Origin of the sequence: Dactylosporangium sp. CA-139114, assembly GCF_050955725.1 — a bacterium.
In the GTDB taxonomy this organism is placed as follows: domain Bacteria; phylum Actinomycetota; class Actinomycetes; order Mycobacteriales; family Micromonosporaceae; genus Dactylosporangium.
Genome location: NZ_CP192080.1, coordinates 694,651 through 715,523, shown reverse-complemented (window position 1 = coordinate 715,523; position 20,873 = coordinate 694,651). Strand labels below are relative to the sequence as shown.

Annotated in this window: 26 protein-coding genes; 18 read left to right on the top strand and 8 right to left on the bottom strand. The window is 72.5% G+C overall.

The genetic code is table 11. The features are described 5' to 3' along the window. Position 1: 1 nt before the first annotated feature. The 5 genes from pstA to ACQP2P_RS03240 all read right to left on the bottom strand — a co-directional run bounded on the left by pstA (position 2) and on the right by ACQP2P_RS03240 (position 5,180). Positions 2–1,090, bottom strand: coding sequence for a phosphate ABC transporter permease PstA (gene pstA, locus ACQP2P_RS03260; RefSeq protein ID WP_433613115.1), 1,089 nt, complete (start codon positions 1,088–1,090; stop codon positions 2–4). After that, positions 1,090–2,082: a phosphate ABC transporter permease subunit PstC gene (gene pstC, locus ACQP2P_RS03255; protein ID WP_433613113.1), complete on the bottom strand. Its 993-nt coding sequence runs from the start codon at positions 2,080–2,082 to the stop codon at positions 1,090–1,092. The genes pstA and pstC overlap by 1 nt, the downstream gene beginning before the upstream one ends. 12 nt (positions 2,083–2,094) lie before the next feature. Continuing rightward, positions 2,095–3,213, bottom strand: a complete 1,119-nt coding sequence (gene pstS, locus ACQP2P_RS03250) for a phosphate ABC transporter substrate-binding protein PstS (RefSeq protein ID WP_433613111.1) — start codon at positions 3,211–3,213, stop codon at positions 2,095–2,097. 278 nt (positions 3,214–3,491) lie between these two features. Then, positions 3,492–4,454, bottom strand: coding sequence for a mycothiol synthase (mshD, locus tag ACQP2P_RS03245; RefSeq protein WP_433613109.1), 963 nt, complete (start codon positions 4,452–4,454; stop codon positions 3,492–3,494). A gap of 24 nt (positions 4,455–4,478) precedes the next feature. Then, positions 4,479–5,180 carry a winged helix-turn-helix transcriptional regulator gene (locus ACQP2P_RS03240; RefSeq protein ID WP_433613107.1) on the bottom strand — a complete coding sequence of 234 codons (702 nt, stop codon included), beginning with the start codon at positions 5,178–5,180 and terminating at the stop codon, positions 4,479–4,481. Positions 5,181–5,467: 287 nt separating this feature from the next. On the opposite strand from ACQP2P_RS03240, the gene ACQP2P_RS03235 reads away from it, so the two are divergent. The 6 genes from ACQP2P_RS03235 (at position 5,468) to ACQP2P_RS03210 (ending at position 9,727) form a co-directional block, all read left to right on the top strand. Further along, a complete protein-coding gene (locus ACQP2P_RS03235) occupies positions 5,468–6,472 on the top strand; it encodes a hypothetical protein (RefSeq protein WP_433613105.1) in 1,005 nt (334 codons plus the stop codon). A 119-nt stretch (positions 6,473–6,591) separates the two neighbouring features. After that, positions 6,592–7,359: an LmeA family phospholipid-binding protein gene (locus ACQP2P_RS03230; RefSeq protein WP_433613103.1), complete on the top strand. Its 768-nt coding sequence runs from the start codon at positions 6,592–6,594 to the stop codon at positions 7,357–7,359. Between the two features lie 31 nt (positions 7,360–7,390). Then, on the top strand, positions 7,391–7,483 hold the full coding sequence (locus tag ACQP2P_RS03225) for an Ms5788A family Cys-rich leader peptide (protein WP_390891029.1): 93 nt from the start codon (positions 7,391–7,393) through the stop codon (positions 7,481–7,483). A 203-nt stretch (positions 7,484–7,686) separates the two neighbouring features. Continuing rightward, positions 7,687–8,538, top strand: coding sequence for a sulfurtransferase (locus tag ACQP2P_RS03220; RefSeq protein WP_433613100.1), 852 nt, complete (start codon positions 7,687–7,689; stop codon positions 8,536–8,538). 16 nt (positions 8,539–8,554) lie between these two features. Further along, complete coding sequence (locus tag ACQP2P_RS03215) at positions 8,555–8,863, top strand: DUF1416 domain-containing protein (protein ID WP_350612300.1); 309 nt, start codon at positions 8,555–8,557, stop codon at positions 8,861–8,863. A gap of 78 nt (positions 8,864–8,941) precedes the next feature. Next, positions 8,942–9,727, top strand: a complete 786-nt coding sequence (locus ACQP2P_RS03210) for a hypothetical protein (protein WP_433613098.1) — start codon at positions 8,942–8,944, stop codon at positions 9,725–9,727. Between the two features lie 80 nt (positions 9,728–9,807). On the opposite strand, the gene ACQP2P_RS03205 is transcribed toward ACQP2P_RS03210, so the two are convergent. Then, on the bottom strand, positions 9,808–10,182 hold the full coding sequence (locus ACQP2P_RS03205) for a DsrE family protein (protein WP_433613096.1): 375 nt from the start codon (positions 10,180–10,182) through the stop codon (positions 9,808–9,810). A 12-nt stretch (positions 10,183–10,194) separates the two neighbouring features. On the opposite strand from ACQP2P_RS03205, the gene mtfM reads away from it, so the two are divergent. From mtfM to ACQP2P_RS03150, 11 genes are all read left to right on the top strand, one after another. Further along, complete coding sequence (gene mtfM, locus ACQP2P_RS03200) at positions 10,195–10,299, top strand: small membrane protein MtfM (RefSeq protein ID WP_350612303.1); 105 nt, start codon at positions 10,195–10,197, stop codon at positions 10,297–10,299. Then, positions 10,296–10,880 carry an FABP family protein gene (locus ACQP2P_RS03195; protein WP_433613093.1) on the top strand — a complete coding sequence of 195 codons (585 nt, stop codon included), beginning with the start codon at positions 10,296–10,298 and terminating at the stop codon, positions 10,878–10,880. Before mtfM ends, ACQP2P_RS03195 begins: the two co-directional genes overlap by 4 nt. Before the next feature lie 10 nt (positions 10,881–10,890). Beyond that, on the top strand, positions 10,891–11,316 hold the full coding sequence (locus ACQP2P_RS03190; protein ID WP_433613091.1) for a Fur family transcriptional regulator: 426 nt from the start codon (positions 10,891–10,893) through the stop codon (positions 11,314–11,316). Next, the gene (locus ACQP2P_RS03185) at positions 11,310–12,374 is read left to right on the top strand and encodes a YgfZ/GcvT domain-containing protein (RefSeq protein WP_433613089.1); all 1,065 of its coding nucleotides are present in this window, start codon (positions 11,310–11,312) and stop codon (positions 12,372–12,374) included. The genes ACQP2P_RS03190 and ACQP2P_RS03185 overlap by 7 nt, the downstream gene beginning before the upstream one ends. A 13-nt stretch (positions 12,375–12,387) precedes the next feature. After that, positions 12,388–13,221 carry a 3-keto-5-aminohexanoate cleavage protein gene (locus tag ACQP2P_RS03180; RefSeq protein ID WP_433613087.1) on the top strand — a complete coding sequence of 278 codons (834 nt, stop codon included), beginning with the start codon at positions 12,388–12,390 and terminating at the stop codon, positions 13,219–13,221. Beyond that, entirely contained in the window at positions 13,214–14,161 is a 948-nt protein-coding gene (locus ACQP2P_RS03175; RefSeq protein WP_433613085.1) for an asparaginase, read from the top strand. The genes ACQP2P_RS03180 and ACQP2P_RS03175 overlap by 8 nt, the downstream gene beginning before the upstream one ends. Positions 14,162–14,241: 80 nt before the next feature. Further along, positions 14,242–14,673 (top strand): helix-turn-helix domain-containing protein, encoded by a 432-nt coding sequence (locus tag ACQP2P_RS03170; protein WP_433613083.1) that lies wholly within the window; start codon positions 14,242–14,244, stop codon positions 14,671–14,673. Next, positions 14,670–15,134, top strand: coding sequence for a hypothetical protein (locus ACQP2P_RS03165; protein ID WP_433613081.1), 465 nt, complete (start codon positions 14,670–14,672; stop codon positions 15,132–15,134). The genes ACQP2P_RS03170 and ACQP2P_RS03165 overlap by 4 nt, the downstream gene beginning before the upstream one ends. 68 nt (positions 15,135–15,202) lie before the next feature. Continuing rightward, the gene (locus ACQP2P_RS03160) at positions 15,203–15,529 is read left to right on the top strand and encodes a DUF2516 family protein (protein WP_433613079.1); all 327 of its coding nucleotides are present in this window, start codon (positions 15,203–15,205) and stop codon (positions 15,527–15,529) included. Continuing rightward, positions 15,526–16,416 (top strand): alpha/beta fold hydrolase, encoded by an 891-nt coding sequence (locus ACQP2P_RS03155; RefSeq protein ID WP_433613077.1) that lies wholly within the window; start codon positions 15,526–15,528, stop codon positions 16,414–16,416. Before ACQP2P_RS03160 ends, ACQP2P_RS03155 begins: the two co-directional genes overlap by 4 nt. A 159-nt stretch (positions 16,417–16,575) precedes the next feature. Then, positions 16,576–17,313 carry an alanyl-tRNA editing protein gene (locus ACQP2P_RS03150; protein WP_433613075.1) on the top strand — a complete coding sequence of 246 codons (738 nt, stop codon included), beginning with the start codon at positions 16,576–16,578 and terminating at the stop codon, positions 17,311–17,313. 13 nt (positions 17,314–17,326) lie between these two features. On the opposite strand, the gene ACQP2P_RS03145 is transcribed toward ACQP2P_RS03150, so the two are convergent. After that, complete coding sequence (locus ACQP2P_RS03145) at positions 17,327–18,574, bottom strand: AI-2E family transporter (protein ID WP_433613073.1); 1,248 nt, start codon at positions 18,572–18,574, stop codon at positions 17,327–17,329. Positions 18,575–18,762: 188 nt separating this feature from the next. Here ACQP2P_RS03145 and ACQP2P_RS03140 point away from each other — a divergent pair, with 188 nt between their 5' ends. Next, entirely contained in the window at positions 18,763–19,071 is a 309-nt protein-coding gene (locus ACQP2P_RS03140; RefSeq protein WP_433089803.1) for a GroES family chaperonin, read from the top strand. A 52-nt stretch (positions 19,072–19,123) separates the two neighbouring features. Here ACQP2P_RS03140 and ACQP2P_RS03135 read toward each other — a convergent pair whose 3' ends face one another. Next, positions 19,124–20,848, bottom strand: coding sequence for a PrsW family glutamic-type intramembrane protease (locus ACQP2P_RS03135; protein WP_433613071.1), 1,725 nt, complete (start codon positions 20,846–20,848; stop codon positions 19,124–19,126). Positions 20,849–20,873 lie beyond the last annotated feature (25 nt).

The following is a 20,873-nucleotide window of genomic DNA, read 5'->3' as shown; positions in this document are numbered from 1 at the left end:
ATTATCGGGCGAGCTTGTTGCGGCGGGCGAGCAGCTTCGCCGCGACGGTGAGGACCAGCACGAGAACGACCAGGGTGAGCGCCGCCGTCCAGGCCCGTCCCGGAGCGAACTGCGAGGCGACGCCGGCCTGCTGGTAGACGAACAGCGACAGGGACGACTGGTTGCCGTCGAACAGGTTGAAGTTGATGGCGGAGGCGCCGCCGGCCACGAGCAGGACCGGAGCGGTCTCGCCACAGGCCCGGGCCACGGCCAGCATGACGCCGGTGACGATGCCGGGGCCGGCGGTGGGCAGCACGATGCTGAGGATCGTCTTCCACTTCGGCACGCCGAGGGCGTAGGAGCCCTCGCGGAGCGCCGTCGGCACGAGCCGGAGCATCTCCTCGCTGGAGCGCACGACGGTCGGCAGCATGAGCACGCTCAGCGAGAGGCCGGCGGCGAAGCCCGAGTAGTGGGCGAAGCCGTCGGAGCTGTAGAGCGGCGTGATCGTGAAGACCCAGAACGACAGGATGAACAGGCCCGCCACGATCGACGGGATGCCGGTCATGACGTCGACGAAGAAGCGGATCACGTTGGCGAGGAAGCCGCGGCCGTACTCGACGATGTAGATCGCGCCCAGGACGCCCAGCGGCACGGTGATGAGCGTGGCGATGCCCGCCTGCTCGATCGTGCCGATGATGGCGTGGTACGCGCCGCCGTTGGAGTCGAACGGGCCGATGTTGTTCATCGACGTGTTGAAGAAGTTGCCGTCCAGGCGGTCGCTGCCCTTGGCGAGCAGGGTCCACACGACGGAGACCAGCGGCAGCAGGGCGAGGATGAACGCGCCGTAGATGAGCACGGTCGCCATGCGGTTGCGCGCCGACCGGCCGCCCTCGACGACGCCCGCCGCGACCCCCATGAGGACCACGAACAGCGCCGCCGCGACCACGCCGGTGAGGACCATGCCGCCGGCGCCGGTGAGGTTGATCAGGACGTAGGACAGCACGATCGCCGCCGCCGCGACCGCCCAGGGCGACCACGTGGGCAGGGTCTTGGCCTTCAGCCGGGACGCGTCCTGCACGCCCAGGCTGCGAACGGGGGTCTCGACGGCCATTACGCGGAGCCTCCCACGAACTCACGGCGCCGGTACACGATCGCGCGGGCGGCCATGTTGACGACGAGCGTGATGGCGAACAGCACGAGGCCGGAGGCGATGAGCGCGCTGCGGCCGAAGGCGTCGGCCTCGCCGAACCGGCTGGCGATGTTGGAGGCGATGGTGACGCCGCCGGGGCCGAGCAGGTCGAAGTTCACGGCGAAGACGCTGCCGAGGGTCAGGGCCAGCGCGATCGTCTCGCCCAGCGCGCGGCCGAGGCCGAGCATGACGGAGGCGATGATCCCGGCGCGGCCGTAGGGCAGGACCGCGGTGCGGATCATCTCCCACTTGGTCGAGCCGAGCGCGAGCGCCGCCTCCTGGTTCTCCGGCGGGGTCTGCAGGAACACCTCGCGGGACAGGGAGGTGACGATCGGCAGGATCATGATGCCCAGCACGACCGAGCCCAGCAGGACCGACTTGCCGTAGGGGCCGTTGCTGCCGAAGATCGGGATCCAGCCGGCCACGTCGTGCAGCCACTTGCTGAAGTCGGCGATGGGCTCGTAGAAGGAGTCACGACCCCACAGACCGAACACGACGCTCGGGACCGCCGCGAGCAGGTCGATGACGAAGCTCAGGGTGGTGGCGACCCGCCGGGGGGCGTAGTGCGACAGGCACAGCGCGATGCCCAGGGCCACCGGAACGGCCAGGAGCAGCGCGATGACGGCGGTCAGCACGGTGCCGAAGGCGGTCGCCGCGACACCGAACTTCGGCTGGTCGCCGTCGGTGAACCAGTCCTTGTAGGTGAGGAAGTTCTCGGTGTCCTTGCTGATGGCCGGGATCGCCTTGACGAGCAGGAAGATGGCGATGGCCGCGATGATGACGAGCACCATCGAGCCGGCGGCCGTCGCGGTCGCGCGGAAGAGCATGTCTGCGCTGAACCGCTTGCGCGGCGGAAGACCGCCGCCCCCGCCGGGCGAACCGGCGGAGGTGGCGGGCAGAGTCGTCTGGCTCAACGATGCTTCCTGTCAGGCCAGGTTCTTGACGGAGGATTCGACCTTCGCGCGAACCGTCTCGGGCAGCGGGGCGTAGCCCAGCTTGTCGAGCTGCGCCTGGCCATCCTTGCTGGACGTGAAGCCGAGGAAGCCCTGCAGCAGCTTCAGCTTGTCGGCCGCGTTGCCCTTGCTGCAGACGATCTCGTAGGTCACCAGGACGATCGGGTAGGCCCCGGCCTCCTTGGTGGAGTAGTCGATCGTCATCGCGAGGTCGTCGCCGCTACCGGTGATCTTGGCGCCCGCGATGGTCTTGCCCGCCGCCTCACCGGTCAGCGCGGTGTACTCACCGGCGCCGTTGAAGACCTTGGCGGTCGACAGGGTGTTGGTCTTGGCGAACGACCACTCGACGTAGCCGATGGCGCCCGCGGTCTTCTTGATCGCGCCGGCGACACCGTCGGACTTCTGCTCGCCCGAGCCGCCCGGAGCCTTCCAGACCTTGTCCTTGCCGTAGGTCCAGACGCCCGGCGCGGTCGCGGTCAGGTAGTTGGTGAAGTTCTCCGTGGTGCCGGAGGAGTCACCGCGGTGGACGGCGAGGATCGCGGTCGACGGGAGCGTGGCGCCCGGGTTGTCGGCCTTGATGGCGGCGTCGTCCCAGGTCTTGATGGTGCCCGCGAAGATCTTCGCGATGGTCTCCGGCTTGAGCTGCAGGTCCTTGACACCGTCGAGGTTGTAGGCGACCGCGATCGGGCCGGTCACCATCGGCAGGTTGAGCGCCGGGGCGCCGCCGCAGCGGGCCGCCGCCTTGGTCTGCTCGTCGCCGGCCTTGAGCGAGGAGTCGGAGCCGGCGAAGTCGGCCGTGCCGCCCTGGAACGCCGTGATGCCCGCGCCCGAGGCGGTCGCCTGGTAGTTGACCTGGGCGCCGGAGCACTTCTGCTGGTAGGCCTTCGCCCACTCGGCCATGGCGTTGCCCTGGGCGCTGGAGCCCTGCGCAGTAAGGGTGCCACTCGCGCACGAGACGGAGCTGCCGGTGCCACCGGAGGCCCCACCCGCCGCCGAGCTCGAGGGTTCGTTGTTGTCCGAGCCGCACGCGGCGAGCGCGAGCGTCGCGGTGAGCGCGATGCCGGCGATGAGGCCGTGCCGCTTGAAGTTCACTGCGGTCCCTTCGTCGGGATGTAACCCGTCTTCCGGTTCCCTGGGGGAGGTAGCCGGAAGGCCGACGCACGTCGTCGACTGCAAGGGACGCTAAAAGGGGCAGGGAAACACGCCTCTGGAGAAGGGTGAACGCGGGGTGAACAGGTCACGCTCCGCAGATGACGGCTGGTCGGAGGCTGGTTGGCCATCGGGTGAACTGCCCGGCAGTGACGCCCGGTGTCCGCTTTTATCCCGTGATCACCGTTACACGGCGTGTGCGGGCACCGGGCCGGGGGCGTTCACAGGGCGCGCTGAAAGGACACGTCGTTCGACCAGCGGACGAAGCCGAGCCGCTGGTAGAGCGCGACGGCACGGGTGTTGCTCTCGTCCACGTAGAGCATGACCTGGGCGAGTCGCTGATTGCGCAGGTGCCAGAGCCCGGCCAGGGTCAGCGCCCGGCCGAGGCCGCCGCCGTGCGCGCCCGGGGCAACGCCGAGAACGTAGACCTCACCGATCGGCTCGTGCGCATGCGCCTCACCCTCCTCGTGGGAGTCGGTGTGCTGCTCGCCGTGGACCTTGGTCCAGTGGAAGCCGAGCAGCGAGCCGTCGGACTCGCGCTCGGCCAGCAGGAAGCCGGCCGCGGAGAACCAGGGCTCGCGGAGCCGGACGTGCAGGTCCTCCAGGGTCCACTTGCCCTGCTCGGGGTGCTCGGCGAACGCGGCCGCGTTCAGGGCGAGCCAGGCCTCGTCGTCCCGGCCGGGTTCGAAGGCTCGCAGCCGTACGCCCTCCGGCAGCACGACCTCGTCCAGCGGCGCGAAGAGCGAGCGCCGCAGCTGCAGCAGCACCCGGACCCGGTCGAAGCCCAGGCGGATGGCCAGCGCCGACGCCGACGGGTGGTCCCCGTGCGCCCACAGCCGCAGCCGGCCGCCGTCGCGCTCGTCGGCGACCTCCATCGCCGCGGTGACCAGCGCGCGCCCGAGCCCGCGCCGGCGGTGCAGCGGGTGCACGACGAGCTCCGCCGACGCGCCCTCGACCTCGTCGGTCGTGTCCACGTGGGCATAGCCGACCACGGTTTGCGCGTCGTCAAGGGCCAGCAGGTGCACCGCGGGCGCCTCACCCCCGTGCTGCAGGTGCAGCACCACGTGCTCGGACAGCGGTAGCGCGCCGTCGGTGTCGCCGGCCGCCCGCATGAGGGCCAGCACCTGCTCCACCTGGTCCGGGGCCAATCGGTCGGCGCGGCGCACCGGAGTCGAGGGGGTCATGCGATCAATCTAGCCGGAGGATCTTCAGACCCGGACCGGCTCCGCGTCGTGCAGCGGGCGCGACGGCGGGACGACGAACTTGTATCCGACCTGCCGCACGGTGCCGATCATCGACTCGTACTCCGAGCCGAGCTTGGCCCGCAGCCGCCGGACGTGCACGTCCACGGTGCGGGTGCCGCCGAAGTAGTCGTAGCCCCAGACCTCGCGCAGCAGCTGGTCGCGGGTGAACACCCGCCCCGGGTGCTGGGCCAGGAACTTCAGCAGCTCGAACTCCTTATAGGTGAGGTCGAGCGGGCGGCCCTTGAGCTTGGCGGCATAGGTGTCGGGGTCGATCGTCAGCTCGCCGGCCTTGATCATGCCGCCGCTGGCCGCCGCGGCGGAGTTGAGCCGCCCGACCGCCAGGCGCAGGCGGGCCTCGATCTCGGCCGGGCCGGCGGTGGCGAGGATGACGTCGTCGAGGCCCCAGTCGGCGTGCAGCGCGACCAGGCCGGCCTCGGTGACTACGGCGAGCAGGGGCACGCCCAGCCCGGTGGCGTGCAGCATGCGGCAGGTGGCACGGGCGTCGGCGAGCTCGGTGCGGGCATCGACCACGACGGCGTCGGGGCTGGGGCCGCTCACGAGCGTGCGGACGTCGCGAGGGGCGGTGCGCACCGTGTGGGGCAGCAGGTCAAGGCCCGGCAGGACCACCTGCCCCGCGGGCGCCGCGGTCAGCAGCAGAATCTCCACGAGTCACCTCCGTGGCCGCGTGCGCACCTCTCGTCGGGGGCGCTGTGGCGCCTGAGGAGGGCGGCGGCTCGCTAGCGTCCCGGCAACTCTGACGGGAGGTTGTGGGTGTATCCCCGACGAGAATATCGGAGTATTCACGTTTTGCGACCGGTCGAAACGCAGTTCCGGACAGTTGGCTGAGCCACACCCCACCGTTTCCGCCGACATGGTATGGCGATTTTCCCGCTCGACGCGGCCACGTGCTCCCCGCCGAGCCCGGATCCGGTCCTTTCTGGCACCATCGGTGCGTGCCCGCATCCCCGCCGCCCGCCGAGGACTTCGGCGCCTGGCCACAGGCCACCGAGCCGGCCGCCCGTCGCCGCCGCCGCGATGCGGGCCCGAACGGGCACGGCGGTGACGGACACCACTCGGAGCGTGACCCCCGTCCGGGGGACGAGGACTCCCCGGCCGAGGAACGCCAGGAGCGGCAGGCGCCCCTGCCGCCGGTGCGCCGCTGGGTCTCCCTGGGCGTGGCGGGCTTCGCGGCCCTGGTCGCCATCGCGCTCATCGTGGGGGCGCAGACCCGCCACGAGTCCTACGCCGTGGTGGTCTTCGGCGTCCAGGCGCTCTTCGTCGCGGTCTGGACCATGGCGAGCCGCCCGCCCGCCCCGCGGGTGGTCGGCACCGTGGGCATCGCGGTGGCGCTGGGCACCGACGCGGCCGCGGTCTTCACCCGGCCGGCGTCGCTGGCCCCGCTCGCCTACGTCACCGCGGCCGGCTTCATCATCGGCGTCGTCGGCCAGCTCACCCGCCCGGCGGGCCGCCAGCGGGTGACCGAGTCGCTCGGCTCGTCGCTGGTCGTGACCCTGGGCGTCGTCTCCTTCGCGAGCCTGGTGGTGCTGGGCCGCAGCCCGAAGGGCACCCAGGCGATCGTGGCCTGCCTCGCGGCCGCGGGCATCGCGCTGTTCATCGCCCGCTTCGCCGACTCGATCGCCGCGCTGCCGCGCATCGCGCCCCAGGTGCCCCGCGGCGGCGCCGGGGTCGTGCTCGGCACGATGGTCGGCACGGCCGCGGCCGGCGCGATCGGCAACTACCTCGACGGGCTCAGCCCGCTGCCCAGCGCCCTGGCCGGGCTGGCGACCGCGATCGTGGCGGTGATGGTCGACCTGTCGGTCGGCTACGCCGAGGCCAGCCGCATCATCGACGGCGACGAGCCGGCGCTGTGGCTCGCCCGGCACATCCAGGGCCCGATCGGCGCCATGGCCTTCGCCGCGCCGGCGGCATACGTGGCAAGCGTCCTGCTGCTGCTGTAGGCCGCTCGCCGGTCGCGGATTCGCGCCAATCCCCGCGCGCCCTGTGTCATCTGTTGCGGCGGTACGAAATCCTCGTGCTTGGGTACGAGCGGGGGCAACCACGGTCGGAGGGAGTGTCAGTGGCGAGGCGAGGGGCCAAGATCGGCATCGTGCTGGTCGTGCTGGCGATCATTCTGGTCGGGGTGTTCGTCGTGGTGGACCGGATCGCGGCCGGGGCGGCCGAGGACCGGATCACGCAGGAGACCAAGGCGCAGCTGGCCGCGAAGGACGTGAAGTACGAGGGTGAGCCCAAGGTGCACATCACCGGGTGGCCGTTCCTCACGCAGGTGCTCGCCGGGGAGTACAAGAAGATCACCATCTCCCTCACGAAGCCGCAGCTGAACAACGTCAAGCTCGACACCCTCACGGTCGAGGCGCGCTCGGTGAAGGCCGACGCGCGGGACCTCATGAACGGCAAGGGCGACGTGGTGGCCGGCGTGGTGGCCGGCGACGCGTCGATGAGCTGGGACAACGTGCGGCCGCTGCTGGAGGTCGCCGGGCTGCCGTCCTCGATCGACCCCTCGAACGTCGACCTCAAGGTGGTCAACAACAAGATCGAGATGCGGGTGCCGCTGTCCTTCCAGGGGATCAAGGTCACCCTCATCGCGCTGGGGTCGATGGTCGTGCAGACCGGCAAGATCGTGCTCCAGCTGGAGTCGGTCACGACCGACAAGGGCAACCTGCCGCCGCAGGTGAACTCGCTGATCAAGCAGTACCAGAACCGGCTGCAGATCACCGTCAAGCTGCCCGGCCTGCCCTACAATCTGGTGATCAACTCGGTGCGGACGACCGACGCCGGACTGCTGGTCACGGCCTCGGCCGCGGACGTCAAGCTCACGGGGCAGTGACGCGGCGGACCCTGGGCGGCCACGCTCGGCGATGCTAGGCTGCCGGACTATGAGCATGCTGCTCACGAAGCGGCGCGCGGTCGACCTGTGCCGCGTGGCCACCTGCCTGTGTTGCCGCCCCTAGTGGTGCGGCCCTGCAGCGTGCTCTTCTAACGGCTCGAGGCAGCGGCGCCCCAGACCGATGGGTCTGGCCCGCGAGCTCTTCTCCGCAGGCATCTGAGACTGACCCATCGCCGAAACCGTGATCCGTCCCCCTCGGGTCGCGCGCGGCTGCATGCCCGTGTGCCGACTCGAACCCACCACTCGTTCCTGGGAGAGGCAACACCCATGAGTCGCGAATCCGCCCTGGTCACGGCCGACTGGGCCGAGCAGAACCTCGAGACCCCCGGCGTCGTGTTCGTCGAGGTCGACGAGGACACCACCGCCTACGACGGCGGTCACATCCCCGGCGCCGTCCGGATCAACTGGAAGACCGAGCTGCAGGACCAGGTCCGTCGGGACTTCGTCAACAAGGAGCAGTTCGAGGCCCTGCTGTCCAGCAAGGGCATCGGCAACGACGACCAGGTCGTGCTCTACGGCGGCAACAACAACTGGTTCGCCGCCTACGCGTACTGGTACTTCAAGCTCTACGGCCACGGCGACGTCAAGCTGCTCGACGGCGGCCGCAAGAAGTGGGAACTCGACGCCCGCCCGCTGAACAAGGAAGAGGTCAACCGCCCGGCCACGAACTACGTCGCCGCGCACGACCAGGACCTGTCGATCCGCGCGTTCCGCGACGACGCCGTCAAGGCGATCGGCGTGGCCAACCTGGTCGACGTGCGCTCGCCCGACGAGTACGCCGGCCGCCTCCTCGCACCGGCGCACCTCCCGCAGGAGCAGGCGCAGCGCCCGGGCCACATCCCGACCGCGATCTCGGTGCCGTGGAGCAAGGCCGCGAACGAGGACGGCACCTTCAAGTCCGACGCCGAGCTGGCCGAGATCTACGGGGCCGCGGGCCTGGACAACAGCAAGCCGACGGTGGCGTACTGCCGCATCGGCGAGCGCTCCTCGCACACCTGGTTCGTGCTCAAGGAGATCCTCGGCCACTCCGACGTGCGCAACTACGACGGTTCGTGGACCGAGTACGGCTCGCTGGTCGGCGTGCCGGTGGCGCTGGGCGACGAGCCCGGCCAGGCCTGAGAGGGGAAACCGAATCATGAGCACTGACAGCTGCGCCGCGCCCGACCAGAGCGCCCCGCTGCCCGCGTCCGTCGACGTGGAGAAGGAGACCGTCATCACCGGGGTCGTCCGCTCCGGCGCCGACCCGGTCGCCGGCGCCTACGTGCGCCTGCTCGACTCCACCGGCGAGTTCACGGCCGAGGTCGTCACCTCGCCGGCCGGGCAGTTCCGCTTCTTCGCCGCCCCCGGGACCTGGACGCTGCGCGCCCTGTCCCGCCAGGGCAACGGCGACGCGACCCTCGCCGCCGACCGCGGCATCAACGAGGTCGCCGTCGCCGTCGGCTGACGCGCGTATCGTGACGCCGCTCGCCGGGCCCGGGCCCGGCGGGCGGCGTCTCACGTTGTGACTGCGAGGATGGCGGCCGTGAAGCGTCGCTGGATCGTCATCGGGGTCGTCGCGTGGGCCGTGGTCGTGGCCGGGTTCGCGCTGTACTCGTACTCCAGCGACCCGCCCACCGCCCGCGAGCAGACCACGATCGCCGACGCGCTGCCGACCGTGGACACCGCGCTCGGGCGGATCTACGCCGCGCTCGACCCGGCCGCGTCCGTCGCCACGCTCGACGGCTACCGGCGCACCGAGGCGAACTGCCGGGTGACCTCGGCGCGGCAGGGCACCCGGTTCAGCCGGGAGCTCATGGTGTACGTCCACAAGGACGCCGAGGCCGCCACCCTCGACCGCGTGCGCGCGGCGCTGCCGGCCCGGTTCGAGGCGAACGTCGCCCACAACGGGTCGACCCACCTGCTCAGCGCCGACGCCGGGAACTTCGTGGCGGTGCGCGGCACGGTGACCGAGCCGGGGATCCTGCGCTTCAGCGCCGACACGGGCTGCCGCGTCCAGCAGGCGGCGGTCGCGGAGGCCACGCCCCCGTCGCCGGACGCCGACCGGGCACCGGTCCAGGCCGTGCTCGCCACCCTGGGCAGGACCGCCTCGGACTGGCGCGCGCACCGGCTCACCTCGCCGGCGTGCGCCGCGCTGCGGACCGTGGAGGCCGTCACGTCGGGCGACGGCGCGGCGGCGCGGGCCTCGGCACCGGCCGCCGCCGTGGTGCTCGACACCGAGCAGGTCTTCGCCTACCGCGCCGGTGCCGCCGGGGTCGTCCTGCGCAAGGACGGCGACGCGCTCGTGGTGAGCGCATCGGCCGGCTGCTGAAAAAACCACCCCCGGACGCCGGGATTCCTGGCGGGAGCAACGGTCCGCAGCTGACGCGGGCCCGAGCCATGAACCGCCGGCTAATACACGAGCGCCTGGGCGCCCTCCTGGAGCGCCTCCTCGACGAAGGCGGCCGCGCCCGCGATGCGGATGCCGGGCAGCACGTCGTCGGGGCCGATGCCACGCCGGGCGGCGCACTGCGTGCACACCGTCACCGAGCCGCCGGCCAGGATCGCCTCCAGCAGGTCCGGCAGCGGCGCCGCGTGCGGCAGCTCGAGCTCGGCGGCGCGGCCGGGCAGGGCGAACCACGCCGACTCGCCGGTGAGCCACAGGGAGGTCGCGACGCCACCGGCGACGGCGGTCGCGGCCACGGTGAAGGCCTGGGAGCATCGCTCCGGAGCGTCCGAACCGGCGGTTGCCTTGACGACGAGAGAACGGGCCATGCTCCGCAGCATAAGATTCGCGTGATGGTTACGGAGATCGGGTTCGTGAGCCTGCTGGTCGCCGGGATGGGCGCGCTGGCCGGAGGACTGGTCTATCTTGCGGTTCGGGTGTCGAGGGGGCGTTGGTGAGTGACGTGCAGCCGCCGTGGGCGGGGCTCGCCCAGGTCGGTGAGTATCCGTATGAGGAGACGCATGACCTGCGATCCGGGCCGGACCTGCACCCGGCCCTGCTGGGGCTGCTGCCGCTCGTCGGCGTGTGGCGCGGCCGGGGTCAGGGCGACTACCCGACGATCGAGGGCTTCCACTACGGCCAGGAGATCCGGTTCAGCCACGATGGGCGGCCGTTCCTGTTCTACGAGTCGCGCTCGTGGATCATCGACGCCGACGCGAACCCGATCCGCCCCTCGCAGCGCGAGGTCGGGTGGTGGCGGCCGGTGATCGTGGACGACAAGGCCACCGACGAGCTCGAGGTGCTGCTCTCCGCGCCCACCGGGATCGTCGAGCTCTACACCGGGCAGGCGCGCACCACCACCCAGTGGCAGATGGCCACGGACGGCGTCGGGCGCACCGGCACGGCCAAGGAGGTGCGGGGCGGCCAGCGGCTCTACGGCATCGTCGAGGGCGCGCTGCTCTACACGTTCGACCTGGCGGCGATGGGCCAGCCGCTGCAGGTCCACCTGTCCGCCCGGCTCGAGCGGGTGGCGGGCTAGATTTAGTGCCGTGGACCTCGCGGATTTGCTCCGGTCGCGCGGGTTACGGCTGACCGCGCCGCGGCAGCTCGTGCTCGAGGCGGTCTACCGGCTGCGCCACGCCACCCCGGACCAGATCCACGCCGAGGTGGCGGAGAAGGCCGCCGGGGTCAACATCACCACTGTGTACCGCACGCTCGAGCTCCTGGAGGAGCTGGAGCTGATCACGCACGCGCACCTGTCGCACGGCGCGCCGACCTACCACGCGGTCGACGAGCACCAGCACGCGCACCTGGTCTGCCGGGGCTGCGGCTCGGTGCTCGAGCTGCCGTCGCCGGTCCTGGACCAGCTCGCCGGCGAGCTGGCGCAGAGCCGCGGGTTCCGCCTGGACATCGGGCACGTCGCGCTGTTCGGGCTGTGCCGGGCGTGCGGGGAGAGCAAGGGAGCATCATGCTGAGCGCCGTTCCGGTCGCCGCCCTCGACCCCACCGACCCCGACGCGGGCGCCGTCGCGCACTACGGCGACCCGGCCCGCGAGCAGCGCATCCTGGACACCGCCGCGGGCCTGGTCGACCGCTCGCACACCGGGGTCCTGGCCATCCCGGGCGCGGACCGGCTCGGCTGGCTGCACAGCCTCACCACCCAGCACCTGTCGGACCTCGCCGCGTGGACCGGCTCCGAGCTGCTCGTGCTCTCCCCGCACGGGCACGTCGAGCACCACGCGGTGCTCACCGACGACGGCACGACCACCTGGCTCGACACCGGCGACGCGCCCGGGCTGCTGGGGTTCCTCGAGCGGATGCGCTTCCTGATGCGCGTCGAGCCCGCCGAGGTGACCGAGGACTGGGCGCTGCTGTCGATCGTCGGGCCGCAGACCGACGAGACTCTCATCGCCCTGGGTGTCGGGCCGCTGCTCCCGCCCGACCTGCTCGCGGTGCCGGAGGCGAAGTTCGCCACCGGCTCGGTGCCGCCGCGCCCGACGGTCCGCTACTCGGTCGCCGCGCTGCCGATGGGGGGCTGGGTGCGCCGGATGACGTACGGGGCCGATCTGCTCGTCCCCCGCCAGCTGGTCCCCTCGGTGGTCGAGGACGCGGGGCTGCCGTTGGCCGGGATCTGGGCGTTCGAGGCGATGCGGGTCGCGGCCCGCCGGCCCCGGGCCGGATTCGAGACCGACCACAAGACACTGCCGGCCGAGGTCGGCTGGACCGGGCCGGCCGTGCACCTGGAGAAGGGCTGCTACCGCGGGCAGGAGACCATCGCCCGGGTGCACCACCTGGGCCGGCCGCCGCGCAAGCTCGCCCTGCTGCACCTCGACGGGATCGCCACCGACGAGCTCCCGGCGCGGCACACCCCGGTCCTGCTGGAGGGCGGCGAGCGGCCCGTCGGCTTCGTCGGCACGGCGGTGCGCCACCACGAGCTCGGGATGATCGCGCTGGCCGTGGTGAAGCAGAACCTCACCCCTGACTCCGCCCTGCGCATCGGCCCGTCGACGGCTCGGATCGACCCGGAGCCGTAACCTCTTCGGGGTGATGACGACGACGTTGATCACGGTGGCCCCGACCGGTGCGGAATCCCGCAAAACGGACGTGCCGGCGCTGCCCGTGACGCTGGACGAACTGGTGACGACGGCACGGGACTGCGAGGCGGTCGGGGCGAGCGTGATCCACGTCCACCTCCGCGACGACGACGCGGAGCCGACGCTGGACCTGGGCCGGCTCCGGGAGGCCGTGGCCGCGCTGCGCGAGGCGACCGGGCTCATCGTGCAGCTGTCGACCGGGGGCGCGGTGAGCGACCCCGAGGCCGACCGGCTCCGGGTGCTCGAGGCCGGGCCGGACATGGCCTCGTGCACGATGGGCACCGTCAACTTCGGTGACGACGTGTTCCTCAACCGCTGGGACTTCATCGTCGACCTGCACACGCGCATGCAGGAGCGGGGCATCGTCCCCGAGTACGAGATCTTCGACCTCGGCCAGCTCACCACCCTGCGCCGGCTGCTGGACCGGCACGGCCTGCCCGCGGGCGGCCACGTGCACGTCGACCTCGTGATGGGCGTGCCGGGTGGGATGCCCGGGACCGTCGCCGCGCTCGCCGCCTGCGAGGCCGCGCTGCGCGACCTGCCCGAGGGCACCACGTTCTCCGCGACCGGGATCGGCCGCGCCTCCCTGCCGGTGCTGCTGGCCTCGCTCGCCGCCGGCGGGCACCTGCGGGTGGGGATGGAGGACACGGTGACGTACGCGAAAGGGCAGCCGGTCGACAGCAACGCCCAGCTCGTCGCCCGGGCCAGCGGGTTCGCCCGGCTCGCCCAGCGGCCCCCGATGACCGCCGGCCAGGCCCGCGAGCTGCTCGGGATCACCCGTGTCTGACCTCTACGCCGGCGGGGAGCTGCTCGCCGAAGTCGTCCGCAACGCGTTCGTGGAGAGCCGCCACCACGGGTCCGTGGTCGTGCTCGGCCCCGACGGGGAGGTCGCGGCCTGGGCCGGCGACGTGCTCGGGGCGGTGTTCCCGCGCTCCAGCGCCAAGCCGCTGCAGGCGGTCGGCCTGCTGCGCGCGGGGCTCGGCCTGGACGGCCCGGATCTCGCGCTGGTCGCGGCCAGCCACCGCGGGCAGGAGCCGCACGTCGCCGGCGTGCTGGAGATCCTGGCCAAGTCCGGCATCCCGGTCGACGCGCTGCGGTGCCCGCCCGACTACCCGCTGGCCGAGGACGCCCGCGACGCCGTGGTCCGGGCCGGGCACGGCCGCGAGCGGGTCTTCATGAACTGCTCGGGCAAGCACGCGGGCATGCTGCGCACCGCTCAGGCCAACGGCTGGCCGCTCGAGACCTACCTCGACCCGGGCCACCCGCTCCAGGAGCGGCTCGGCGCGACGGTCGCGGAGCTGATCGGGGAGCCGATCGCGGCCACCGGGGTCGACGGCTGCGGCGCGCCGCTGTTCGCGTTCTCCCTGCGCGGGCTGGCCGGGGCGTTCCTGCGGCTGGTGAGCGCGCCCGACGGCAGCCGGGAGCGCGCGGTGGCCGACGCGATGCGGGCGCACCCGCTGCTGGTCTCGGGCGACGACCCGGCCGAGGACGACACGCGGCTCATGCGCGCGGTGCCCGGGCTGCTGCTCAAGGGCGGTGCCGAGGGGGTCGCGGCGGCCGCGCTGCCCGGCGTCGGCGCGGTGGCGCTCAAGATCGACGACGGCGGGATGCGGGCCCGGCTCCCGGTGCTCGCGGCGGCCTTCGCCCGCCTCGGGGTGAATCTGCGTGGTCAGGTTCCGGTTTTCGGCGGCGGCCGGGAGGTAGGCGTGATTCGCTCGGTGTGGTAGGTCGCGGTGACCGGGTTCACGCTAGCGGGAGTTAGCACTTTGCTTGCAAGAGTTAGCAGCCCGCGCTACCGTCGGTAAGCGTGAACGAAGAGCCGCGCGACCTGGGTGGGTTCATCCGTGACCTGCGCCGCAACGCGCGCATCTCGCTCCGCCAGCTCGCCGAGCAGGCGGGCGTGAGCAATCCGTACCTGAGCCAGATCGAGCGCGGCCTGCGTAAACCCAGTGCCGAGGTGCTGGCTCAGCTCGCGAGCGCGCTGCGGGTGTCGACCCCGCTGATGTATCTGCGGGCGGGGCTGCTGGAGCGCGAGGGGCACGACGTGCTCAGCGCGATCGCCGCGGACAGTGATCTCACCGTGGCCCAGAAGCAGTCGCTCACCCAGATCTACGAAACGTTCCGCCGGGAGAACGCGCGGAACAACCCCGCCCCGGCCGCCGACGACGACCGGGGTTCCGAGGGCGTGGGCACCGACGCGCCCGCCGAGCCGACACGTTCCCACGAGGAGTCGAAGTGACCACCGAGACCACCACGAAGAGCACCACGCGCAAGATCCCCACGCCGCTCTACGCCGCCGCCGGCGCCGGCGACCTCGCCTACCAGCAGCTGCGCCGCCTGCCGGAGCAGGTCGCCCAGCTGCGCGCCCGGGTCGAGGAGCTGCGCCCGGCCGCCGACACCAACCTGCGCGTCGACCTCGACCGTCTGCGTGAGGCCGCCCGCCGCAACGCCGCGAGCTTCCTGGCCAGCGCCCAGCAAGGCGCCCAGATCGCGCAGGACCGGGCCCTGGCCGTCTACACCGAGCTCGTCGCGCGCGGCGAGAAGGTCGTCAGCACCGCCCGCACCGCCGAGGCCCGGGTCGAGCTGGAGCCGGCCCAGAAGGTGGTGACCGCCGAGGTCACCACGACCGAGGAGCCCGCCGGCCCGGCGGACGACCCGGTCAAGAAGGCCGCGGCGAAGAAGGCCGCACCGAAGAAGTAACGCGAATCCTGCGAAGCCCTCCGGCACCGTCGTACACGGCGCGGAGGGCTTCGGCATAAGCTCGTGGCATGGTGAGTGCCGTCCCGGTCTTCTACGACGATGTCGAGTACTACATCCGAGTCGCCGTGTGGATCTTCTGCCTGGTGCTCGGCGCCGCGGCCTTCCTGCACTGCGTGGTGCAGCGCCCCGACGCCTTCCCGGCCATCGGGACCATGTCGAAATCCATCTGGCTCGCCCTGATCGGCGGCGGCGAGCTGCTCACCGCGCTCTCGCCCAGCCTGGGCCTGGGCCACCTCGGCATCTTCTCGCTCATCGCGGCCGGGATCTTCGCGGTCTACCTGCTCGACATCCGTCCCGCGCTGCGTGACGCGGTCGACGGCCACGGCTCCTGGTGATGGATTTCCGCTGGCCGCCCCCGCCGGACGGGCGCCCCGACCGGTTCCGCCCGCCCGTGACCCGGGGCCCGCAGACCGGCCGCCCCACGCTCCCGGCCCCGCCCACCGAGCTGGTCGCCACGCCGCACGGGGTCGAGCTGGAGCGGCTCGTCACCGGCGAGGGCGAGCCCGTGACGGTGTTCGCGCACGGCCTGGGCAGCGGGATCGCCGAGACCCGGCCGCTGGGCAGCGCCGTGCGGGGGCGCAAGGTGTTCTTCCAGTTCCGCGGGCACGGGCAGTCCGCCGCGCCGGGTGGCGTGTGGACCTACGCCGACCTGGCCCGCGACCTGCGCGCGATCGCCGACCTCGGCGGCGCGACCCGGGCGCTCGGGGTGAGCCTGGGGGCCGGCGCCCTCACCCGGCTGCTCGCCGACAACCCCGGGCGCTTCGAGCGGGCCGTGTTCTTCCTGCCCGCCGTGCTCGACTCGCCGCGCCCGGCCGCGGCCCAGGAGCGGCTGAGCGCGCTGCTGGAGGCGATCGAGGCCGGCGACGCCGCCTCGGTGGCCGACGTGATCTCCCAGGAGATCCCGGCCCAGCTGCGCAACTCCCCGCCCGTCTGGGCCTTCCTGCGCCAGCGCCTCGACCAGCTCATGCGCGACGGGCTCGCCGCGGGCCTGGCCAGCCTCCCCGAGCAGGCCGCCGTCGCCGACCGCGACGGCCTGGCCGCGGTGAGCGCCGAGTGCCTGGTGATCGGCTGCCGCGGCGACGACCTGCACCCGGCCGCCGTCGCCGAGCAGCTCGCCGGGGCGCTGCCGAAGGCCGAGCTGCACATGTACGACCGGCCCGGCGTCCTGTGGACCCAGCGGGCCGACCTGCGCACCCGGATCTCGGACTTCCTGAACGCCTGACCGGACGCCTCCACGCCCCGCGTACGCCCGAACGGCCCGGCCGGAGTGACCGAACGTCCGAGGGCTGACGCGTATCAGAACCGGGTCCGACGGATTCTGTATTGCATGACCACTTCGCTTGCCTGGGCGGGGCCGACCCGCCGCATATAGTCGGCTTCCATGGGTGTCACACATCACGGCCGCACGCATCGGCTCGACCTCGCCGACCCGACGCTGCGCGAGTGGACCGCCAAGGTCCTGCACGCGTCGGCCGAGGACGGGATCGTGCTGGATCGCTCGGCCTTCTACCCGGGCGGGGGTGGGCAGCCGCCGGACCACGGCGTCCTGCTCTGGCAGGGCGTGCAGACGCGGATCGTCGGCACCCGCAAGGCCGACGACCTCTACCTCCTGCCCGCCGAGGGCGACCCGCTGCCCCCGGTGGACACCGAGGTGACCGGCGCGGTCGAGGACGATCGGCGCACGAAGCTCATGCGCACCCACTCGGGCCTGCACGTGCTGTGCGGGGTCGTGTTCCGCGACTTCGGCGCGCTCGTCACCGGCGGCTCGATGGAGCCGGCCGAGGCCCGCATGGACTTCAACCTGCCCGAGGTGCCGCCGGACTTCAAGGCGCGCCTCGAAGCGCTGGTGAACGCCGAGGTGGTCGCGGACCGGCGGGTCGTGACGAAGGTGCTCGGCCGGGACGAGGCCCTGGCGCTGCCCGACATCATCCGCACCCAGTCGAACCTGATTCCGGCCGACGAGCAGGAGATCCGCATCGTCGACATCGTCGGGCTGGACACGCAGGCGGACGGTGGCACCCATGTGGCGTCCACGGCGCAGATCGGGCGGCTGCAGGTCGTGAAGGTCGAGTCCAAGGGCAAGGCCAACCGCCGGGTGCGCGTGCGGCTGCCGGACTAGCGGGCCCCGCGGATCAGTCGGCGGAGACGATCACGGCGTCGGGCGGGGCCTCCCGGCGGTGCTGGACCAAGTGGCGGATCCCCGTGTTCAGCACCGCCACGAGCGGCACGGCCACCAGGGCGCCGATGATGCCCGCGAGCACCACCCCCGTCGCGATCGCCACGATCACCGCCAGCGGGTGCACCGAGACCGCCCGGCCCATGATGAGCGGCTGCAGGACGTGGCCCTCCAGCTGCTGCACGGCGATCACGCCGATCAGCACCACCAGCGCGGTGATCGGGCCCTCGTCGACCAGCGCGACCAGCACCGCGACGGCGCCGGAGACCGTGGCGCCGACGATCGGCACGAACGCGCCGAGGAAGACCAGCGTGCCCAGCGGGAACCAGAAGTCGACGTTCAGGAAGAACAGCAGCAGGCCGATGCCGAGCGCGTCGATGAAGGCGACGAGCACGGTGGCCCGCACGTAGGCGACCAGGGTCCGCCACGCCGCCTCGCCCGCGCGGCGGATCGGGTCGCGGGCCGGTGTCGGCAGGATGCCGGTCACGAAGTGCCAGATCCGCTTGCCGTCGCGCATGAAGAAGAACGTGACGAAGAGGATCAGCAGCGTGAGGGCCAGGAACTCGACGGTCGCGGTGGCGGTGCTCAGCGCGCTGTCGGTGAGGCTGCCCCGGTTGTCGTTGAGCCAGGTGGTCGCCGCGTCGAAGGTCGCGTCGAGCTGCCGGCCGCTGAGGTGCAGGGGCCCGGTGGTGAGCCAGTCCTGGATCTGCGACACGCCGGCCGACGCCTTCTCGGCCAGGGCCGGGAAGCCCGCCACGAACTCGGTCACCACGAGCGTGAGCACGCCCGCGACCGCACCCAGGCCCATGATCAGCACGACGAACGCGGCCAGGGACGGCGGCAGCTTGACCCGGCGGCGCAGGACGCCCATCACCGGGGCGAGCAGGGCCGAGAGCAGCAGCGCGATGCTGAGCGGGATCAGCACGGTCTTGAGCCGGCCGACGAGCCAGAGCAGCACGGCCGCGGCCGCGATCAGCAGCAGCAGGCGCCAGGACCAGGCGGCGGCGATGCGCAGGCCGTGCGGGATCTCCGCGTCGTCCCGGCTCGTCGTCGTCGCGTGCTCGAACTCCCCCGCGGGCGGCTCCGGCTCCGGCTCCGGCTCCGACTCCTCCGCGACCGCGATCTCGCGCTCGACCCTGGCCTCCGCGAGCCGCTGGAGGTAGGCACGGCGCAGATTGGCACGCACCTTGTCGAACCGGCCCACGTACTACCTCCCCGGATGCGGCTTCGCACGTCGCCCGACGGCGACTCCCACCGTAGACCGGGTCGCGCGACGTTGGCACGCATCGAGGCGGTAGCGTCGCAACCGTGACAGCACAACCCGCCGCTGGCTACCAGGCGCCCACCGGCGCTCAACCCACCGGCCCGACCGGCGACGCGACCCCCGACGCCCTGCCGATCCGGCTCCTGCACGACCGCGTGCTCGTCCGGCTCGAGGGCGCCGAGGGCGAGCGACGGCACATCTCCGGCATCGTGATCCCCGCGACCGCCTCGGTCGGCAAGCGGCTGTCGTGGGCGACCGCGGTCGGCGTCGGGCCCAGCGTGCGCTCGATCGTCGCCGGCGACCGGGTGCTCTTCGACCCCGAGGACCGCTCCGAGGTGGAGCTGCAGGGGCGCGACTACGTGCTGCTGCGCGAGCGGGACGTGCACGCGGTCGCGGCCCGGCGCGTCGAGCCGGACTCGACCGGCCTCTACCTGTGACGCCGGCCGGCGCGCGGCCGCAGTGGGTCGCGCGCCGGCCGGCGGCGGTGGTTCAGCGGTAGTAGTACGGGGCGGCGAACGCCGGCGGGGGCGGCGGGGCCAGGGAGACGGGCACCGGCACCACCGGGGTGGCCGGGGCGTCGAGGACCCGCACGACGCCGTCGGGGAACGTGATGTGGTAGCGCGTGCCGTCCCACACCGCCCGCGGCGACTGGGGGTCGCGGCCGACGAACACCTGGCGATACGCGTCGAGCGCGGTCAGCAGCTGCCGCTCCTCGGCGAGCGCCTCCATGCGCCGCTTCGGCTCCTTGTCCAGGCCGCGATGGAGGCCGTCGCGCAGCAGGGCCAGCCGCGTCGCGTCGAACTGGAACGCCCGCATCGCCTTGGCGCCCGCGTCGCCGGCGACCCGTTTGGCCCAGCGGCGGGCGGACAGGCGACGGCCGAGCGTGCCCAGGGCGGCGACCTCGGGCGGCGAGAACCAGCCGGCCCGGGCGTATTCGCCGAGCACGCGCTCGGTCAGCTTGCCCTCGTTGGAGCGCAGCCACAGGGCGAAGCCGACCATGCACAGGAAGATCGGCATCATCACGGCGAAGTAGCCGTAGAGCAGGACCCACGCGCTCGTCGACGCCGTCACCGACATGAGGTTCCACGAGCCGTGCAGCATCATCGCGACGAGCAGGCCGGCGAGCGGGGCGAGGAAGCGCACCGGCCGGGCCGAGGAGCGCGAGGCGAACCCGAGGCCGATGCCGGTCATCGAGGTGAACAGCGGGTGCGCGAACCCGGTCATGAGGATCCGCACGATGAAGATGCCCACCAGCGCCGCGGCCCCGGTGACCGGTCCGGACTTGTCGGCGGCCTCGCCGTAGCCCTTGAAGCCGAGGTACAGGATGTTCTCGACCATCGCGAACCCGGTCGCGGAAAGTCCACAGTAGACAATCCCGTCGATGATGCCGGAGAACGCGCGGGGGCGGCGCCAGAACAGCAGCACCGGCCCGAGCGCCTTCATGCTCTCCTCGATCAGCGGCGCGACGATCACGGCGACCAGCGCGTCGGAGAGCCCGGCCTTCTCGGCGAAGTACGAGCCGGCGGTGTTGACCACCAGGGCCACGCCGGTCGCGACGAAGGCCCCCCAGCCGAAGACGAAGACGAGGTACTTCACCGGCTCCGGCTCGTATCGATCCAGCCACAGGAAGCAGGAGACCAGCACCGGCACCGGGATCACCGCGGAGCCCACGCCCACGACCAGCGCCGTCCACCCGCCGCTGAAACCGAAGAACGCGAGCACGGCGACGCCGCAGGCCGCGATGAACCCCATGACGCCGATCAGCGTCCAGAGCCGGCGCCGGTCGGAGCGCTTCGCGGGCGGGGCGGCGGCCAGGGCGAGCGCGGCCGTCGGGTACTCCTGGCGGCCCGTCGGCGGCTCGACCGCCTCGGTCACGTTGGGCACCACGGGCGTCATCGGGCGGGCCCACTCGGCACCGGGCGGCTGGGCGCCCGGAGGGGCCGATGCCGGCTCGGCGGCCGGCGGCGCGGAGGCGGGCTGACTCCACGCCGGCCGCCCCCACTCGGGCTGCGCGGCCGGCGGGGCCGAACCGGGCGGCGGCGGGGACGGCTCCGGGTGCGGAGGCGGCGGATCGGAGGCCGGCGAGCCCCAGCCGGAGGGTGTCGCCGGAGCGCTCGGGGAGGCCCACGGGGACGCGCCCGGCGGCGAGGCGGCGGGCGGCCCGGACGCGGGCTCGGGCGAGGACGGCGTCCCATTCGGCGGGAGATCGCTCATGGGGCAACTTTATCTGCGGTACGGT

Excerpts from the sequence above, each read along its gene's own strand:
- ACQP2P_RS03220 (WP_433613100.1), top strand. The coding sequence starts at position 7,687 with ATGAGTCGCGAATCCGCCCTGGTCACGGCCGACTGGGCCGAGCAGAAC.
- ACQP2P_RS03185 (WP_433613089.1), top strand. The coding sequence starts at position 11,310 with ATGCTGAGCGCCGTTCCGGTCGCCGCCCTCGACCCCACCGACCCCGAC.
- ACQP2P_RS03180 (WP_433613087.1), top strand. The coding sequence starts at position 12,388 with ATGACGACGACGTTGATCACGGTGGCCCCGACCGGTGCGGAATCCCGC.
- ACQP2P_RS03150 (WP_433613075.1), top strand. The coding sequence starts at position 16,576 with ATGGGTGTCACACATCACGGCCGCACGCATCGGCTCGACCTCGCCGAC.
- ACQP2P_RS03225 (WP_390891029.1), top strand. The coding sequence starts at position 7,391 with ATGCTAGGCTGCCGGACTATGAGCATGCTGCTCACGAAGCGGCGCGCG.
- ACQP2P_RS03160 (WP_433613079.1), top strand. The coding sequence starts at position 15,203 with ATGGTGAGTGCCGTCCCGGTCTTCTACGACGATGTCGAGTACTACATC.
- ACQP2P_RS03205 (WP_433613096.1), bottom strand. The coding sequence starts at position 10,182 with ATGCTGCGGAGCATGGCCCGTTCTCTCGTCGTCAAGGCAACCGCCGGT.
- mtfM (WP_350612303.1), top strand. The coding sequence starts at position 10,195 with ATGGTTACGGAGATCGGGTTCGTGAGCCTGCTGGTCGCCGGGATGGGC.
- pstA (WP_433613115.1), bottom strand. The coding sequence starts at position 1,090 with ATGGCCGTCGAGACCCCCGTTCGCAGCCTGGGCGTGCAGGACGCGTCC.
- ACQP2P_RS03215 (WP_350612300.1), top strand. The coding sequence starts at position 8,555 with ATGAGCACTGACAGCTGCGCCGCGCCCGACCAGAGCGCCCCGCTGCCC.
- mshD (WP_433613109.1), bottom strand. The coding sequence starts at position 4,454 with ATGACCCCCTCGACTCCGGTGCGCCGCGCCGACCGATTGGCCCCGGAC.
- ACQP2P_RS03135 (WP_433613071.1), bottom strand. The coding sequence starts at position 20,848 with ATGAGCGATCTCCCGCCGAATGGGACGCCGTCCTCGCCCGAGCCCGCG.